Below are 16,676 nucleotides of genomic sequence, written 5' to 3'. Positions count from 1 at the left end.
CGAAATTTGTAACGATAGGAGAGACATAACGATGAAACCAACAAAAGAACTGCTCGCGGCTATGACTTTGGAAGAAAAAGCGGCCATCTGCGCCGGACTAAATATGTGGATGACAAAGGGCTTTGAACAACACGGGATTCCCGCTCTGCAAATGTACGATGGAACAAACGGAATCCGTAAAACGAACAGCAATGAAGAGATGGGCATCACCGGGGAGAATATCCCTGCAACCTGCTATCCTACGGGATCTGCGATCGGCTCGTCCTGGAACACGGAGCTGCTGCATGAACTTGGTGTGGCCTTAGGAATAGAAGGACGCGATATGGAGGTTGATTTGCTCTTAGGGCCTGGGATCAACATGAAGCGTACGCCGCTGGGCGGCCGGAACTTCGAATATTATTCCGAGGACCCGGTCCTGTCGGGCGAGCTTGGAGCCGCCTTCGTGAACGGTCTGCAAAGCCAAGGCGTCGGCGCTTCGTTGAAGCATTTTGCCGGGAACAACCAGGAGTTCGAAAAAATCGTCACAAGCTCCGAAATCGATGAGCGGACATTGCGTGAAATTTACCTCTCTGCCTTCGAGCGGATTGTGAAAAAAGCCAATCCATGGACCGTCATGTGCTCCTACAACCTGCTTAACGGCTCCTATACGAGTGAGAATGAGCACTTGCTGCACGATATTTTGCGCGAGGAATGGGGCTATGACGGAGTAGTCATCTCGGACTGGACCGCTGTCAATGACCGGATTCGCGGCCTGGCTGCAGGTCTGGATCTGGAAATGCCGGGCCCTGCTTACTACAATACTAAAGCGATTGTAAAGGCCGTCGAGGAGGGCAAATTGGACGAAGCGGTTGTTGATCAGTCCGCTGGCCGTATTATCGAGCTTGTGCGCAAGGTTAAGGAAGCGAATATCGAATCGGCTCCTGCGAACGTGGATTATCATGAACTGGCGCGCCGGGCGGCTGCGGAAAGTATCGTATTGTTGAAAAATGACAATGGCATTCTGCCGCTTGATTCCAAGAAGCTGTCCAAAATGGCCGTCATCGGAACGTTTGCGAAGCACCCAAGAATTCAGGGAGCTGGCAGTGCGAGAGTAACCCCGACCCGCGTCGACATTCCATTCGATGAACTGAAGAACATCGCAGGCGATCAGGTTGACCTGATCTATGCGGATGGATATCCGCAGGATGACCGCATCGATGAGCAAATGATTCAGGAGAGTGCGGCGCTTGCAGCATCCGCAGACGTTGCTGTACTGTTCGTCGGTCAGCCGGAGTATGTTGAATCAGAAATGCACGATCTGGAGACGATTGAGCTGCCGGTTCATCAGCAGAAGCTCATCAAGGCGGTGACAGAGTTTCAGCCTCGCTGCATCGTCGTTACTAGCAGCGGATCAGCACTAGCGATGAATTCCTGGGTTCAGTATGTGCCAGGCGTGCTTCATTCCTGGCTGACCGGCCAAGGCAGCGGCAAGGCGATTGCCGATATTCTGTTCGGACGCGTCAATCCGTCCGGCAAGCTGTCGGAGACCTTCCCTGTCAAGCTGTCTGATAACCCGGCGCATATGCGGATTCGCGGCGAGAACGGCAAGCTCTACTATCGCGAAGGGCTCTATATCGGTTACCGTTACTATGACCGCAAGGAGCTGGCGCCGCAATTCCCGTTCGGGCATGGCTTGTCGTATACGACCTTCGCTTACTCCGATCTGAAGGCTGTTCAGCAGGGCAGAAATGTGAACGTAAGCTTTACAGTAGAGAATACCGGGAAGATGTCCGGTAAAGAGGTTGTTCAGCTCTATGTTCATGATGAAGAGTGCAGCTGGGGCCGTCCGGAGAAAGAGCTTAAAGCATTTGCGAAGATTGCCCTTGCTCCCGGCGAGAAGCAGCAGGTTCAATTCGTACTGGAGGAACGCGACTTCGCTTATTACAACACGAAGTACAACAAATGGGTGGCGGAGACAGGGTACTTCCAAATCGCGATCGGCAGTTCTTCCCGGGACATTCGCTTGCGTGAACGTGTTCATTGCGACTTCGGCTTGGAGCCAGTCTCTTTCCACAAGTTCAGCCTGCTGAACGACTGGATCAACACACCGAAGGCGAGAGGCATCTTTGAAGCTTATCTTGCGGAGATGAACAAGCATGTCAGCGAGCAAGTCATTCTGGACGATGTATTCATTGGCTTCTGGGGCGACTTCCCGGCCATTAAGATCTTCCAGATGTTTGGCCAGACCTGGTTGGTCGATCGTTCACCGGACGATGTGATCGCAGAGATGATCGCTGAGTATGAACGGCAATAAGAAATATGCAGTAAGCTACAAGCCATTCTGAGCTTTGAGCTTTGATACTCTGAGCTTGAACCAAATTTCATCGTAATAATTCAAGAACATCTCCAAGCGGGTTTTCCCCTATCTGTTTAGATAGTGGGCAGCTCTCTGGAGATGTTCTTTGCGTCTTCCCCCTCATTTCCCCTCCCCTGCCTTCATATAATGCTAAAAAGACATACCTCGGAGGTACCCAAGGATGGGCGACGTGCTCCATGCAGTGGATGAGGAAATCAAGCGGCTGACCACAACGCTGATTCAGCAGCAGCGTAAGGATGGGTCCTGGCATTTTTGCTTTGAAAATGGGACGGTGATCGATGCGTATGTGATCATCCTCTTTCGGGCGCTGGGCATTGAGAATGAGGCGCTGATTCGCCAGCTCCATGACCGGATCCTGGCAGAGCAGCAGCCCGAGGGCTGCTGGAAATGGTTCTTCGATGAAGCAGAAGGGAATCTATCCGCTTCGGTGGAGGCTTATTACGCCCTGCTCTATTCTGGTTGCAGCCAAGCAGCTGACGAACCGATACAGCGGGCCAAACGGTATATTCTATCTCAAGGCGGACTTGGGGCGGTCACCAATCTCCTGACCAAAGCGATCCTCGCCGCCACAGGGCAAAGGAAATGGCCTAAATCCATCTCGCTCATCCCGCTGGAGTTTCTGCTGCTTCCGGCTGATTTTCCGATGAATTTCTTTGACTTCTCCAGTTACTCCCGGGTTCATCTTACCCCGATGCTGATCATGGCCGACAAGAGTTTCTCCATAAAGGGAGCTCATGCTCCCGATCTGTCCGATCTCAGCAGCCGGCCTATGGAGGAGGACGAGCAGCTCCCTCGCGGCTATCAGGATATGCTGGACGGCATACAAGCGGGTCTAAACCGGCTTATCGGGACACCCCATAAAATACATAAAGCCGCTACAGCCAAGGCTGAGCAATTTATGCTGGAGCGGATCGAGGCCGACGGCACTCTCTACAGCTATGCCAGCAGCACGATTCTCATGATTTTCGCCTTGCTGGCTCTTGGGTATGATCGGCAGCATCCTCTCATTACCCGCGCCATTCAAGGGCTTACCGCTATGCAATGCCGCTATGATGGTAAAACAACGATCCAAAACTCCCCTTCTACTGTGTGGGATACTGCTTTGCTCGCCTATGCTCTGCAAGAATCCGGAATGGCCGCTGATCATCCAGCAGCTCGGCGTGCCGCTTCGTATCTGCTCTCCAGACAACAGCATAAGGTGGCAGATTGGAGCATTCACAATCCGGACACCCCTCCCGGAGGCTGGGGATTCTCGGAGACCAATACACTCCATCCCGATGTGGATGATACAACGGCGGCTCTACGGGTGATCGCGGGCTTGTCCCATACCGATCCTGCCTGCCTGGCATCGTGGAACCGCGGACTAAATTGGGTCATATCCATGCAAAATAACGACGGCGGATGGCCGGCATTCGAGAAGAACACGAATCATGAGCTGCTGACCTGGCTCGCCATCGACGGCGCCAAATCCGCGGCCATTGATCCCTCGGAGGCGGATCTTACAGGCCGGACCCTGGAATATCTCGGGAACTTCGCCGGGCTGGATACCCGGCTGGAATGGATTCAGCGAGGAACGCGGTGGCTGCTCCAACATCAGGAAAAGGATGGCTCCTGGTATGGAAGATGGGGCGTCTGTTATATCTATGGGACATGGGCTGCACTGACGGGACTAGCGGCTGTCGGCCTTCCGGCAAGCGATGCGGGGATACAAAAAGGAACCCGCTGGCTGCTAACCATCCAAAATCCAGACGGCGGATGGGGCGAATCCTGCCACAGTGACCGCCTGCAGCGTTATTTGCCCTTAGGGAACAGCACTCCCTCCCAGACCGCATGGGCGCTGGACGCGCTTATCGCTGTGCACACGCAGCCAACGTCTGCGATAAATGCAGGAATCCGCAGGCTTATCGCATTACTGCATGAAGACAACTGGAAGAGCACTTATCCGACAGGCGCGGGTCTTCCCGGCCATTTTTATACTCATTATCACAGCTACCGGTACATTTGGCCGCTCCTGGCGCTGAGCCACTATCGAAGGAAATATGATGACAAGCATAACTAAAAACGGCCCCAGTCCCAAAATAGATCAGGACCAAGGCCGTTCATAAATATATTATTGATTCCGAATCAGGTAATCGAATGCACCTAAAGCTGCGGTAGCACCGGATCCCATCGAAATGATGATTTGCTTGTAAGGCGAGTTCGTGCAGTCGCCGGCAGCGAATACGCCAGGGATGCTAGTTGCGCCATGGTTGTCAACCACGATTTCACCCATGCGAGTACGCTCAATCGTGTCACCGAGCCAGTCGGTGTTTGGAACCAGGCCGATTTGAACGAATACGCCCTCGAGATCAAGATGCTTTGTCTCGCCGCTCTCGCGCTCGATGTAGCTGACGCCGTCAACTCGGTTCGAACCCGTGATTTCTTTCACTTGCGCATTTTTGATAACAGTCGTATTTGGCAAACTATTCAGACGTTCTTGCAGTACAGAGTCTGCCTTCAGCTCTGGCATGAATTCCAGAACGGTAACATGGTCGGTAAGACCTGCAAGGTCAATCGCTGCCTCAATACCGGAGTTTCCGCCGCCTACTACGGCAACCTTCTTGCCTGCGAATAGAGGACCATCGCAATGCGGGCAGTAGGCTACGCCTTTGTTCTTATATTCTGCTTCGCCAGGTACGCCCAGATTGCGCCAGCGGGCTCCTGTGGAGATGATGACGGTCTTGCTCTTCAGAATTGCGCCATTTTCCAGCTCAACTTCAATTAGATCCTTCTTCTCCAGACGTTTCGCACGTTGTGCCTTCATGATATCGATGTTGTATTCCTTCGCATGCTCTTCAAGGCTGGCAGCGAGTTTAGGCCCTTCCGTGTACTTCACGCTGATGAAGTTCTCGATGCTCAAGGTATCATTAACCTGACCGCCGAAGCGCTCGGCCACAATACCTGTGCGGATTCCTTTGCGTGCCGCATAAATCGCCGCACTCGCGCCGGCTGGTCCGCCGCCGATGACCAGGACGTCATAAGGCTCTTTGTTCTCGAACTCGGAGGCATCCGAGGTAACCAGCTTCGCAAGGATGTCATCGATCGTCATGCGGCCGCTCTCGAAGAACTCGCCATTCAGGTGAACGGTCGGCACGGCCAGAATGTCCTTGCTCTCCACTTCTTCCTTGAAGGCTGCCCCGTCGATCATCGTATGTGTGATGCCAGGGTTCAGAATACTCATCAAGTTGAGTGCCTGCACAACGTCAGGACAGTTGTGGCAGGATAGGCTTACGTAAGTCTCGAAGTTATATTCGCCTTTAATGCTCTTGATTTGATCAATTACGCTTTGTTCTACCTTTGGAGCTCTGCCGCTGACTTGAAGCAGTGCCAGAACGAGCGAAGTGAATTCATGTCCCAATGGAACGCCGGCAAATACTACGCCAGTATCTTCTTCACCTACACGATTTACGCTAAAACTTGGCGTTCTAGCCAATTCCGTGCGCTCTACTGTGATTCTGTCCGACATGCTGGACAGTTCATTCACTAGATCCAGCATGTCGTTAGATACAGAATCGCTACCTGCACTGACTTTCAGCAGAACATCGCCTTCCAAAAGCTGAAGATATTGCTCCAGTTGTTGTTTAATGTCTGCATCCAGTTTCATGATTTCTCTCTCCTTAGATCTTACCTACGAGATCAAGGCTAGGCTTCAATGTTTCTCCGCCTTCTTTCCATTTCGCAGGGCACACTTCGCCTGGATGTTTGCGTACGTATTGAGCTGCCTTGATTTTGTCGATAAGTGTGCTTGCATCACGGCCGATGCCGTCTGCAGTGATTTCAACCGTTTGGATTACGCCGTCTGGATCGATGATGAATGTAGCGCGGTTCGCCATGCCACTTGCTTCATCCAGCACGTCGAAGTTACGGGAAATTGTATGGGATGGGTCACCAATCATAATGTAAGTAACCTTGCCGATGGCCTCGGAGCTGTCATGCCATGCTTTGTGCACGAAGTGGGAATCCGTGGATACGGAGTATACTTCTACGCCAAGGTCTTTCAATGTAGCATATTGATCCTGCAAGTCTTCAAGCTCAGTTGGGCACACAAATGTGAAGTCTGCTGGGTAGAAGCAAACTACGCTCCATTTGCCTTTGAAGTTCTCGTCAGATACCTCGATGAATTCACCGTTGTGGAAAGCCATTGCTTTAAACGGTAGTACCTCTGTTCCAATCAATGCCATGGTTAATCTTACCTCCTAAATTTTCGCAATTAGTGATAGAAGCTTAAGACTAGTTTATCACACCGTCTCACTCAACTAAAACTAATTCTTATTTATAATCATTATTATATGCTATTGATTCTCATTGTCAAACATCTTCACGAAGTCTTCATAATTTTATGATGTCCTAAAAAGGAAGATTTTATTGGGCTGCGGACAGCCGACTGCCAACCGCCGCTCATATTTCCTTAAGCCCGTTCTCTTTTTCCGGATGTCTTGGAGGCGTAAGGTAGTCCTCTTGCTTCTATAATAGGAAGGTTGGAGGGTCATGAGAGGGTATGGATAGGGATAAGGGTGGAAATAGGGTAGTAAGGTAGTTAGGGTAGTTAGGGTGAGGTGAGGTGAGGTGAGGTGAGGTGAGGTGAGGTGAGGTAGTAAGCTAAGCTAAGATGGCTAAGTGTATTTCATGCAGGTAGATCATCGGTTTTGGCCATGTTAGAGAGAACTAACTGCAGAACCTACATTTAGTTAAAAGCTTTTTCGACGAATTAGCTCAATTCAGACAAACTAACTGCATGTTTTCCATTTAGCGCATGGTTTTTTTATAAAAAGAGCTTAACTAGATGTATGAAATACATTTCGTTTTTAAATTACCACGAAAACCAGGGGCCGAAACTGAACCGCCGCCGACAATCTAACCACCAAGCGAGCGCCACAGTCCCAACAATCAAAGTGGTCTTACTATGGGTGTAACCCATTAACTCGATATCCCGCTAAACGCAATGCTCTATTAACACAGCCCCTCTGTTCCCCAGCCTAAAGAGCACAAATGGAAATTTATCTTTAAAAACTACGGAATAATCTTTAATTTCTAGCTAGAAGCGTTTTTTGCACGGATGCTATGATTTGGGGTGGGAAAGGAGGACTCCTTCAATCAATTGAAAGCGCTTTACCGTTTTAACCAATCTACTGTAGGGGGAATGCAACGAATGGGAAAAATGATCAAGCAAGGCATCTCGATTTTGCTTGCAGTAATCCTGCTTATTCCTTTAGGCTGGCTGCCTTCAGAAGCGAATGCAGCGGCGCCATCGGCCACGAATGATGCGGTAGAAGTCTATCACGAGACTTTTGCCAGCGGCCAAGGCGTGGCGACACAGTCGGGTGGCGCTCAACTGGCACCGGTCACCGGCAAGGTCTTTGACGGGAACGATGATGGTGCGGCCCTATATGTCAGCAACCGAACGAATGACTATGACGCAGTTGATTTCAAATTTGCCGACATCCACCTGGTTAACGGCAAAACTTACACCGTCACAGCATCCGTCTATGTGGATGCGAACGAGAGCATACCAAGCGGTGCCCAGGCTGTTCTTCTAACTGTGAATAGCTATGGGAACTGGACCGGCGTTAACTATGAAGCTGGCAAAGCTGTTTCTTTGACCAGAGAGTTTACCGTCGATACCAGCATGGATACGGCTCTGCGCATTCAATCCAATGATGTAGGAGCCTCCGTTCCCTTCTACATCGGGGACATCCTGATCACCGAGAAGGCCGATTCCGGCGGCGGCAATCCTGAACCGCCTAGACCGCCAGCGAAGGAGTTCACCACCATCACCTTCGAGGACGGAACGACCGGCGGATTTGAGGGTCGTGCAGGCACAGAAACGCTGACCGTCACCGAAGAAGCCAATCATACCGAAGGCGGCTCCCGCGCTTTGAAGGTAGAAGGCAGAACATCGACTTGGCATGGCCCGTCGTTGCGCGTCGAGGAATACGTCGACAAGGGCAGCGAATACAAGATTTCCGCTTGGGTCAAGCTGATCGACCCTGCAAGCTCACAGCTTCAGCTGTCCACGCAAATCGGCAACGGCGGCAGCGCGAATTATGTCGCACTCGCCCCTAAAACAATCAATGCCAGCGACGGCTGGGTCCAGTTTGAGGGAACCTACCGTTATAACAGCGTCGGCGATGAATACTTAACGATCTACGTGGAGAGCTCCAATAACGCCGCGGCCTCCTTCTATATTGACGATATCAGCTTCGAGAAAACAAGCGCCGGACCGATCGATATCCAGAAGGACCTGCTTCCGATCAAAGACGCTTATCAATCTGACTTCCTGATCGGCAGCGCCATATCCGCAGAGGATCTCGACGGCGTTCGGCTTGAGCTGCTGAAGATGCATCACAACGTGGCCACGGCGGGCAACGCCATGAAGCCGGATGCGCTGCAGCCAACCGAAGGGGACTTTACCTTTGATGCCGCCGATGCGATGGTGGATAAAATTCTAGCCGAGGGAATGCAGATGCACGGACACGTGCTGGTCTGGCATCAGCAATCGCCGGCATGGATGAATACGACGACGGATGCAGCAGGCAATACGGTTCCCCTGAGCCGGGATGAGGCGCTTGCGAACTTAAGAGCCCACATCCGGACGGTCGTTGAGCATTTCGGCGACAGAGTCATTTCCTGGGACGTCGTCAATGAAGCGATGAACGATAATCCGCCTAATCCGTCCGACTGGAAAGAGGCGCTGCGCAAGGCTCCATGGTATCAGGCCATCGGTCCGGACTATATCGAGCAGGCGTTCCTCGCCGCCCGGGAAGTGCTGGACGAGAAGGGCTGGGATATCAAGCTGTACTACAATGATTACAACGATGATAACCAGAACAAAGCCGAGGCCATCTACAGCATGGTCAAAGAAATCAATGAGAATTACGCCAAGACACACCCAGGCAAGCTGCTGATCGACGGCGTCGGCATGCAGGGGCATTATTCGGTGAACACGAACCCGGCCAACGTCAAGCTGTCCTTGGAGAAGTTCATTTCCTTAGGCGTGGAAGTGAGCGTCACCGAGCTGGACATTCAAGCCGGCAGCAACTATCAGCTCTCCGAGCAACTTGCCAATGCGCAAGGCTATTTATACGCAGAGCTGTTCAAAATCTACAAGGAGCACGCCGATCATATCGCCCGCGTTACGTTCTGGGGCCTCGATGATGCCACAAGCTGGAGAGCTTCAAGCAATCCATTGCTATTTGATAAAAATCTCCAGGCCAAACCGGCTTATTACGGTGTCATTAACCCGGATAAATTCATCGAGGAGCATCAGCCTGAGACAGGCAATGCCAACCAGTCCACGGCCAAATTTGCCACTCCGGTCATTGACGGAACGATTGACGCCGTATGGAATGACACCCCGGGCATGCCAATTAACCAGTATCAGATGGCTTGGCAGGGAGCAAACGGAGTTGCCAAGGCGCTGTGGGATGACAAGAACCTGTACGTTTTGGTCCAGGTAAGCGACTCCCAGCTCGACAAATCCAGCGCTAACGTATGGGAGCATGATTCCGTCGAAGTCTTCCTGGACGAGAATAATGCCAAAACCTCGTTCTATCAAGATGACGACGGGCAGTATAGAATCAATTTTGCTAACGAGACTTCGTTTAATCCGCCAAGCCTCGCTGAAGGCTTCGAATCGGCTGTCCATGTTTCCGGTTCGAACTACACGGTGGAAATGAAGATTCCGTTCAAAACGATTACACCGGCCAACAATATGAAAGTAGGCTTCGACGCCCAAATCAATGACGCCAAAGACGGCGCCCGCCAAAGCGTAGCCACGTGGAACGACACAACCGGCAACGGATACCAGGATACTTCCGTGTACGGCGTGCTGTCTCTCATCGGCAAGCCAGCTGCCCCAGGCGGAAGCAGCAAGGGCGGAAGCGGTAGCAGCAGCGGTAGCACCAATAGCGGCAGCGGATCTGCCCCTCAAGAAGGAACTGTGGAGAGCAAAGACGGTGTAGTCACAATTAAACCGGAAGTCAAAGTCGATAACGGGCATGCAACGGCTACGATTTCTAAAGACACCCTGAGCAAAGCTCTCGAACAAGCCACTCCTGCCGCAAATGGCAAGAAACAAATCGTCATTGACGTGGCGGAACAGACAGAGGCAGCGTCCTATGAGGTGCAGCTGCCAGCGCAGAGCCTGAAGGGGCAGGAAGCCTTCCAGCTATTATTGAAGACGGATCAAGCGACATTGCAAATTCCGAGCGGACTGCTGTCCAACGCGGCCGTAGACGCTGATCAAGTATCTGTCCGCGTAGGCGCAGCCTCAACTGAGGGCTGGAGTGCGGCTACCCGGGAGCGGGTCGGCAGCCGCCCGGCGATCGACCTGAGCATCACGGCAGGTGATAATGTCATCGCCTGGAATAACCCTGATGCCCCAATCACGGTAGCCATTCCTTACACGCCGTCCGCAGAAGAGCTGAACCATCCGGAACAGATCGTTGTTCTGTATATTGACGGCAACGGCAACGCGACAGCCATTCCGAACGGAAGATATGATGCAGCAGCGGGAACGGTTGTTTTCCAAACTGATCATTTCGGTTCCTATGCTGTAGCCTTCTCATCGATGAGCTTTGGAGATCTGCACAATGTCCCTTGGGCCAAACGAGCCATCGATGCGCTGGCGGCTCGCGATATCATCCAAGGAACAGATGACAGCAGCTTCTCTCCTGAAGCAGCTATCAACAGAGCGGACTTTCTGGCGCTTCTGATCAGAACCCTGGAGCTGAAAGGCACGGGCCGCAGTGAGGCCGCCTTCAGCGATGTCCCATCCACGGCTTACTACAGCCATGAATTGGCCATTGCCAGGGAGCTCGGTATCGCCGCCGGGTTTGCGGACAATACCTTCAGACCTGACACCGAGATCTCCCGCCAGGATATGATGGCGCTGGCAGCACGCGCACTTGCAGCCGCTGGCAAGCTATCCGAAGGCACCGCAGCCCTGGACGCTTATACGGATGCAGACAGCGTTGCCGACTATGCCAAAGACAGCATCGCAGCTCTGGTGAAGAGCGGCATCGTCGCCGGCAAGAACGACAAGCTGGCGCCGCATGATTCGCTCAACCGCGCTGAGGCAGCGGCCATCCTGTACCGCATTTGGAAGCTGTAGGCACGGATAACAAACAAGCTGACACCGGTTCATACCGGTGTCAGCTCTTTATTTTGATTAAGGTGGCAATAATTGACTGCTATGTACAAATATGAAAAACTTGGGTTGGGTGATGAGTATGGATATTCCAAACAATAACAATATCGCCGGGAATAAGGTTTCCAACGCCCCAAAAGGCGGCAAACGACCCGGAGCCGGCCGCAAGCCTATCGGCTTGACCCGGAAAATATCCTTGACGCTGCCGCCCGCCTATTGGGCGGAAATCGACCGGCGCTGCTACAACTCTGATTATTCCATTTCGGAAATATTAAGAGCGATCGTAGAAGACTATCTGCAGGAAGCAGACCTTCTCGATACGTCGAAGTAAGGAGGGATTGGAATGGCGGATCAGCATCATTTGGAATTGCCCGATGCACGCCTATTTTACAGGACAAATGGGTCCGGGCAGCCCTTGATCTTCATTCACGGCAATTTCAACGACCATCATATTTGGGAGGAGCAGGCTGACTTCTTCGGCAGATACGCTCAAGATGTTCAAGTTATCCGCTATGACTTAAGAGGCTACGGCAGATCAAGCACCCCTGCCTCCTCCTTCTCTCACGTTCATGACCTGAAGTGCTTAATCGAGCATTTGCACCTGAATGCAGCCGTGCTCATCGGCTCCTCGATGGGCGGAGGCATTGCCCTCGATTTTGCCCTAGCCTATCCTGAGTACGTGCGGGCACTGGTGCTCGTGGCTCCCTCTGTGACGAATCAGCGTTATCCCTGGAAAATGCTCTGGAAGGGGATCAGCAACTTCTATCAACTGCGGTTCCGCGGCAGCCAGTCTGCCATAGAAGCCTTTATTCAAGACGATTACTGGAGCTATTTCTTCCCCTCTCCTCATCTAAGGGCAGCCCGGGAGAAAGTGCTGCGGAATGTCCGGAATCCCGATAATTTCTGCCGGTTCCCCCCTCGCCTTGCCCTTCCGCCGCGCATCAGCAGTATGCAGCGGCTGAATGAAATCCAGGTCCCTACCCTGATTGTGGCTGCGGACGGGGATCATCCGTTCAATCTGAAGACTGCCGGCGACCTTAGCAAGCTTATTCCGCAAGCATCGGGAGCGATGTTCCACGACTGCGGCCATCTTCCTTTTATCGAGCAGCCCGATAAGTTCAATCAGACATTACTCGCCTTTATTCAACCTATGTTATCCGGTAAGCGACAGAAGAGCCTGCAATCTCGTTAAATCACTTGAAGCATTCCCTGCAAGGCCAGCACCAGCGCAGCTATATTCCTATTTCTCTCATCTTTGCTGTTACCTTCCTGACCCTTCCATCGGTGTCCGTTCCGTTATACTTCGGAAGCTTCAATTCGCTGACGATCGTTCCATCGCGCATGAACATAATACGTTCTGTCCGTGCCGCAACCGTGGCGTCGTGAGTGACAAGCAGAATCGCGGTCCCCTCTGCATTGATTTCGGAAAACAGGTCCATAATCTCCTGTGCCGATTTGGAATTGAGCGCGCCCGTAGGCTCGTCACCGAATATAATTTTCGGACTGTTCATCAGCGCACGGCATATTCCCGCCCGCTGCAGTTGGCCTCCGGACACCTGGGTCATGTCGCGCTTCTCAAGCTCGGCAATGCCTACTCTTTGCATAAGCGCTCTTGCCTTTGCCGTAATTTCTGCGGCGTTCCTTCTGCTCCCCCGCATGGACGGAAGAATGATGTTGTCAAGGATGTTCAGGTGCTTCAGCATCGTCGGCTGTTGAAATACAAAGCCCATCTGGGTTCTGCGCATATCCGCAAGCTCATTCTCCCCAAGCTTGGATAGATCCTTGCCGTCAAACAAGACCTTCCCGTCATTTACGTGGTCCGTACCGCTCAGTGCAAACATCAGCGTTGATTTCCCCGAGCCCGAAGGCCCCATAACGGCCACGAACTCGCCTTTCTCTATCTCCACGGTCACGCCGCCCAATACGTTGCGCCTTTCATCGCCCTCGCCGAAGGATTTTATGAGGTGATCTCCAATAATGATTTTCTTCATAGGCCTACTCCTTTATATGTTCGGAAATGGTGATTCGACCCGCGCCCAAGGTGCCGAGGATAGTGGCGATCAGCACTGTGCCAGTCATCATCAGCGGATTTAGCAAATAGGCCGCAAGCGGCTCGACCGTAAAACGAAACGCTGCCGCTCCAAAGGAGGAGATCACCGCCCCGGCAAGCATCTCTCCGAGCGTGTTGGCCAGAAGCGTGCCAAGGACAATGCCGATCATCAACACGAACACCGCACGCGATACATACTGCGCCTGAATATCGGAGCCTGTGAAGCCGAAGGCTTTCATGACAGCTATAGAGTATCTGTCTTTGGCGACAAGCAGTTTCATGAACAGCAGTGTAACCAGTACCATAATCATGAGGGCCACTGCAACGGCCGCATAAGAGGCCTTTCCGATGGAGCTTATGGTGGAACCAAACGTTTGTGCAATATAGGCATCCATGTCAGATACCTTGGCGTAAGCAAACCTGCCCGCATAGTCCGCGACCTTGCTGTGGATGAGGGATGGATCTGCAAGCTCTGCAGAAATGATGTACCACATCACGTCTGCTGTATGATCGTTGAAAACAGCCTTTGCCGTTTTGCCTCCGTTGGTGATGTCGGAATAGAGGCCGCTGACCGTCAGCTTCCTTTCCTTCCCCCCGATCACCAGGGTGATGACATCGCCGGTCTTCTTGCTCAGCTCCTCCGCATTCAAAGCCGACAGCGCAATCTCGTCTGCTGCGGCAGGTGCTCTGCCCTGGGAATAGGCTATGGGGAATATCGAATGGTCGCCAAGTTCAACCTTTAGATTTTTTTCCGTGCCGGTCTCTGTTTTTACTTTGAACGTTTTCGTAGCAAACACGGCATACTCAGAAATGTCCTTGTCGTTATTCATTGCCTTTAAAATTTCAGCGGCTTTGTCGGATATACGGTCGGTCTGCTGGAGATCAACGCGCAAATCATAGCTCCCGACTCCCATATATTGAATGAAGCTCTTGGAGGAAATCGTGTTGTACAGATTCTGCGGCACAATCATGATAAATACAGACATGATCAGCACGATCAGCATGGTGGCGTACAGTTTTTTTCGGGCTAGAACGTCCTTGACCCCTAGAAAAATATTCGTGTTGAACAGCCGGTTCGTGCTTAGGCGCATATGCTTGGTAACTGTCGCTTTTTCCTGAGCGTTGCCGAAACGAATGGCTTCCGCCGCAGAAATCTGCCGAAAGCGTCTCAGCACTCCATTTACATAAATCATAATGGCGAGAAAAACAAGCAGAATGCCGATGATTCCAAAGAACGGCGCCAGGGATGCGTGGCGGCTCTCCCCCATATACAGCCGGATATTTGCAAGAAGCAGATCTTTGAAGACCAAGGCCAGTCCAAAACCCGCCAAGCTCCCCGCCACTGCAATGGCCGCGTATTTGGCAAGATAAATCTTCTTAATGTCGGAAATACGCAGCCCTAATGTCTTCATCACTCCGATTTCTCGGTAATCGTCTTCGATTTTCGCAAGGAGCGTAAAGCGGATGCACATCAAGGCGATGGCCACGACGAGCACGCTCACTAGCAGGATGACCCCAATCATCATTCCATCGGAAATGGCATTGATCATTTTAAATAGCGGATATGTAATCGTTGGCCCGTTCGCTTCCAGTCCTGCAGCAGCATAATCCGTCTCGAAAGCCCCTAGTGCCGATAAATCCTTCAATCTGAATTCGATCAGATATTCCGTATTGCCCAGGCTTTGTAATTCTGCGTGGTCCTGGGGACTAACCAGAAATCGCTTGGAGGAGGAGAGCATGGAATTCATCTGTGAGTCGCGCAGAAATCCCGCTACGGTAAATTCCTTGCCGCTGATGACTGCCCTGTCGCCAAGCTTGGCCGTGTTATCCATCATATAGTTGACGGGTACATACAGCTCGCCGTCGGATACGTCTATGATGTTCCCATTCAGATCAAGCAGATAGTCAAACTTATCGCTCTGGACGCTGAACCCGTTATCCTGGACACGATCCGCAAGCGAGCGATCCCCTAGTACAATCCGGGCGCCGTCCATATTGAGAAACTCCAGCACCTGAAATTCATCCACATTGCTGTGCCGATTCGCAAATTCCGTTAGCCGGGCAGGATCAAGTTCACCAGCATGCATCTGCATAAAATGAGGCGTCTTCGCCCGCGTCATCAGCGTATCTATCGCTCCCGACAGATGGACAACGAGTATCGCCGCAAGCGAGACCAGCATAGCTGCCGCTGCTACAAATATCGTGGTCGTCAGCGTGATCAGCTTGCTGTTCGATATATCATTGCGGATTAGTCTAAAATACATAAAGTCACCCCTGTGCCTCAGGATTCATCCCAAACATCCGCAAAACGTCCTTCAGGCTTCCGCTTTCTGCCCCAAGCAGCCTCTCTATATTGCAGACAAAGGCCTGCACTCGCGACAGGCGCTCCTCATTCGTCAATGCAACCATGTCACCATCAAAGACGGTATTCGCATAAATCACAACCATCTCCATGCATTCATAAGGATACGGTGTGCTGAACATTCCCTGCTCGATCCCCTCGCGGATGATTTCCGTTAATATCGGCGGAACGCCATGGATAATGACCTTTTGAATTTTCTGATGCATCAGCGCGTTCTGCGGCTTGTGGATATGTTCCATAATCTCCTTGCTGCCTCCGCCGCTTAGGTTCAGTGCCATGACAACACGGATAATACGCTCGACAACGGGGATGTTTTTGTCTGCGGCAATACTCTGAGCTGCGCCTAGAAGACGGGCGCTATACCTCTCGATCAGCGCATCCATAATATCTTCCTTGGACTTGAAGTGATGATACAAAGTTCCCCGCGCAATTCCGACCTTCTCGAGAATATGGTTTGTGCTTGTACCATCAAAGCCCTTAAGCGCAAAGAGCTCATCCGCCGTATCCAGTATTTCGTTTCTGCGCTCCTCTGCATCTTTTACAATTCTCAATGATATGCCCACCTCGCTATACACTATCATACCGACCGACTGTCTGTCGGTTATATCTTAACATGTCATGATAGAATGTCAACGCAAATTTCCACATCGAACAAAATCCCGGCCTCCATGAGGCCGGGCTAAACAATCCCCCTTTAAATGCAATTATTCATCTCATCATC

Annotated in this window: 10 protein-coding genes; 5 read left to right on the top strand and 5 right to left on the bottom strand. The window is 51.8% G+C overall.

The features are described from left to right. Positions 1 to 31: 31 nt before the first annotated feature. A complete protein-coding gene (locus MKX50_RS01225; protein WP_339158178.1) occupies positions 32 to 2,293 on the top strand; it encodes a glycoside hydrolase family 3 C-terminal domain-containing protein in 2,262 nt (753 codons plus the stop codon). A 223-nt stretch (positions 2,294 to 2,516) separates the two neighbouring features. Then, positions 2,517 to 4,415 carry a squalene--hopene cyclase gene (gene shc, locus MKX50_RS01220; RefSeq protein ID WP_339158177.1) on the top strand — a complete coding sequence of 633 codons (1,899 nt, stop codon included), beginning with the start codon at positions 2,517 to 2,519 and terminating at the stop codon, positions 4,413 to 4,415. Positions 4,416 to 4,466: 51 nt separating this feature from the next. Here shc and ahpF read toward each other — a convergent pair whose 3' ends face one another. Continuing rightward, complete coding sequence (gene ahpF, locus MKX50_RS01215) at positions 4,467 to 5,999, bottom strand: alkyl hydroperoxide reductase subunit F (protein ID WP_213594656.1); 1,533 nt, start codon at positions 5,997 to 5,999, stop codon at positions 4,467 to 4,469. A 13-nt stretch (positions 6,000 to 6,012) separates the two neighbouring features. After that, complete coding sequence (gene ahpC, locus MKX50_RS01210; RefSeq protein WP_155612393.1) at positions 6,013 to 6,576, bottom strand: alkyl hydroperoxide reductase subunit C; 564 nt, start codon at positions 6,574 to 6,576, stop codon at positions 6,013 to 6,015. A 968-nt stretch (positions 6,577 to 7,544) separates the two neighbouring features. Here ahpC and MKX50_RS01205 point away from each other — a divergent pair. From MKX50_RS01205 to MKX50_RS01195, 3 genes are all read left to right on the top strand, one after another. Continuing rightward, the gene (locus MKX50_RS01205; RefSeq protein ID WP_339158176.1) at positions 7,545 to 11,507 is read left to right on the top strand and encodes an endo-1,4-beta-xylanase; all 3,963 of its coding nucleotides are present in this window, start codon (positions 7,545 to 7,547) and stop codon (positions 11,505 to 11,507) included. Between the two features lie 91 nt (positions 11,508 to 11,598). Further along, entirely contained in the window at positions 11,599 to 11,874 is a 276-nt protein-coding gene (locus tag MKX50_RS01200) for a hypothetical protein (RefSeq protein WP_339158175.1), read from the top strand. A gap of 12 nt (positions 11,875 to 11,886) precedes the next feature. Beyond that, on the top strand, positions 11,887 to 12,735 hold the full coding sequence (locus tag MKX50_RS01195) for an alpha/beta hydrolase (RefSeq protein ID WP_339158174.1): 849 nt from the start codon (positions 11,887 to 11,889) through the stop codon (positions 12,733 to 12,735). A 40-nt stretch (positions 12,736 to 12,775) separates the two neighbouring features. Here the strand turns inward: MKX50_RS01195 and MKX50_RS01190 are convergent, their stop codons facing one another. From MKX50_RS01190 to MKX50_RS01180, 3 genes are read right to left on the bottom strand one after another with little or no spacing between them, the layout of a single operon-like run. Next, positions 12,776 to 13,534, bottom strand: coding sequence for an ABC transporter ATP-binding protein (locus MKX50_RS01190; RefSeq protein ID WP_339158173.1), 759 nt, complete (start codon positions 13,532 to 13,534; stop codon positions 12,776 to 12,778). 4 nt (positions 13,535 to 13,538) lie between these two features. Next, positions 13,539 to 15,857: an ABC transporter permease gene (locus MKX50_RS01185; protein ID WP_339158172.1), complete on the bottom strand. Its 2,319-nt coding sequence runs from the start codon at positions 15,855 to 15,857 to the stop codon at positions 13,539 to 13,541. A gap of 4 nt (positions 15,858 to 15,861) precedes the next feature. Beyond that, complete coding sequence (locus MKX50_RS01180) at positions 15,862 to 16,506, bottom strand: TetR/AcrR family transcriptional regulator (RefSeq protein ID WP_339158171.1); 645 nt, start codon at positions 16,504 to 16,506, stop codon at positions 15,862 to 15,864. Positions 16,507 to 16,676: the final 170 nt, after the last annotated feature.

Source organism: Paenibacillus sp. FSL W8-0186, from assembly GCF_037969765.1.
Lineage (GTDB): Bacteria > Bacillota > Bacilli > Paenibacillales > Paenibacillaceae > Fontibacillus > Fontibacillus woosongensis.
The sequence above is the reverse complement of the archived record's forward strand: the minus strand, read 5'-3'. Positions and strand labels throughout refer to the sequence as shown.

Coding starts and splice junctions, on each gene's coding strand:
- MKX50_RS01225 (WP_339158178.1), top strand. CDS start 32: ATGAAACCAACAAAAGAACTGCTCGCGGCTATGACTTTGGAAGAAAAA.
- shc (WP_339158177.1), top strand. CDS start 2,517: ATGGGCGACGTGCTCCATGCAGTGGATGAGGAAATCAAGCGGCTGACC.
- ahpF (WP_213594656.1), bottom strand. CDS start 5,999: ATGAAACTGGATGCAGACATTAAACAACAACTGGAGCAATATCTTCAG.
- ahpC (WP_155612393.1), bottom strand. CDS start 6,576: ATGGCATTGATTGGAACAGAGGTACTACCGTTTAAAGCAATGGCTTTC.
- MKX50_RS01205 (WP_339158176.1), top strand. CDS start 7,545: ATGGGAAAAATGATCAAGCAAGGCATCTCGATTTTGCTTGCAGTAATC.
- MKX50_RS01200 (WP_339158175.1), top strand. CDS start 11,599: ATGAAAAACTTGGGTTGGGTGATGAGTATGGATATTCCAAACAATAAC.
- MKX50_RS01195 (WP_339158174.1), top strand. CDS start 11,887: ATGGCGGATCAGCATCATTTGGAATTGCCCGATGCACGCCTATTTTAC.
- MKX50_RS01190 (WP_339158173.1), bottom strand. CDS start 13,534: ATGAAGAAAATCATTATTGGAGATCACCTCATAAAATCCTTCGGCGAG.
- MKX50_RS01185 (WP_339158172.1), bottom strand. CDS start 15,857: ATGTATTTTAGACTAATCCGCAATGATATATCGAACAGCAAGCTGATC.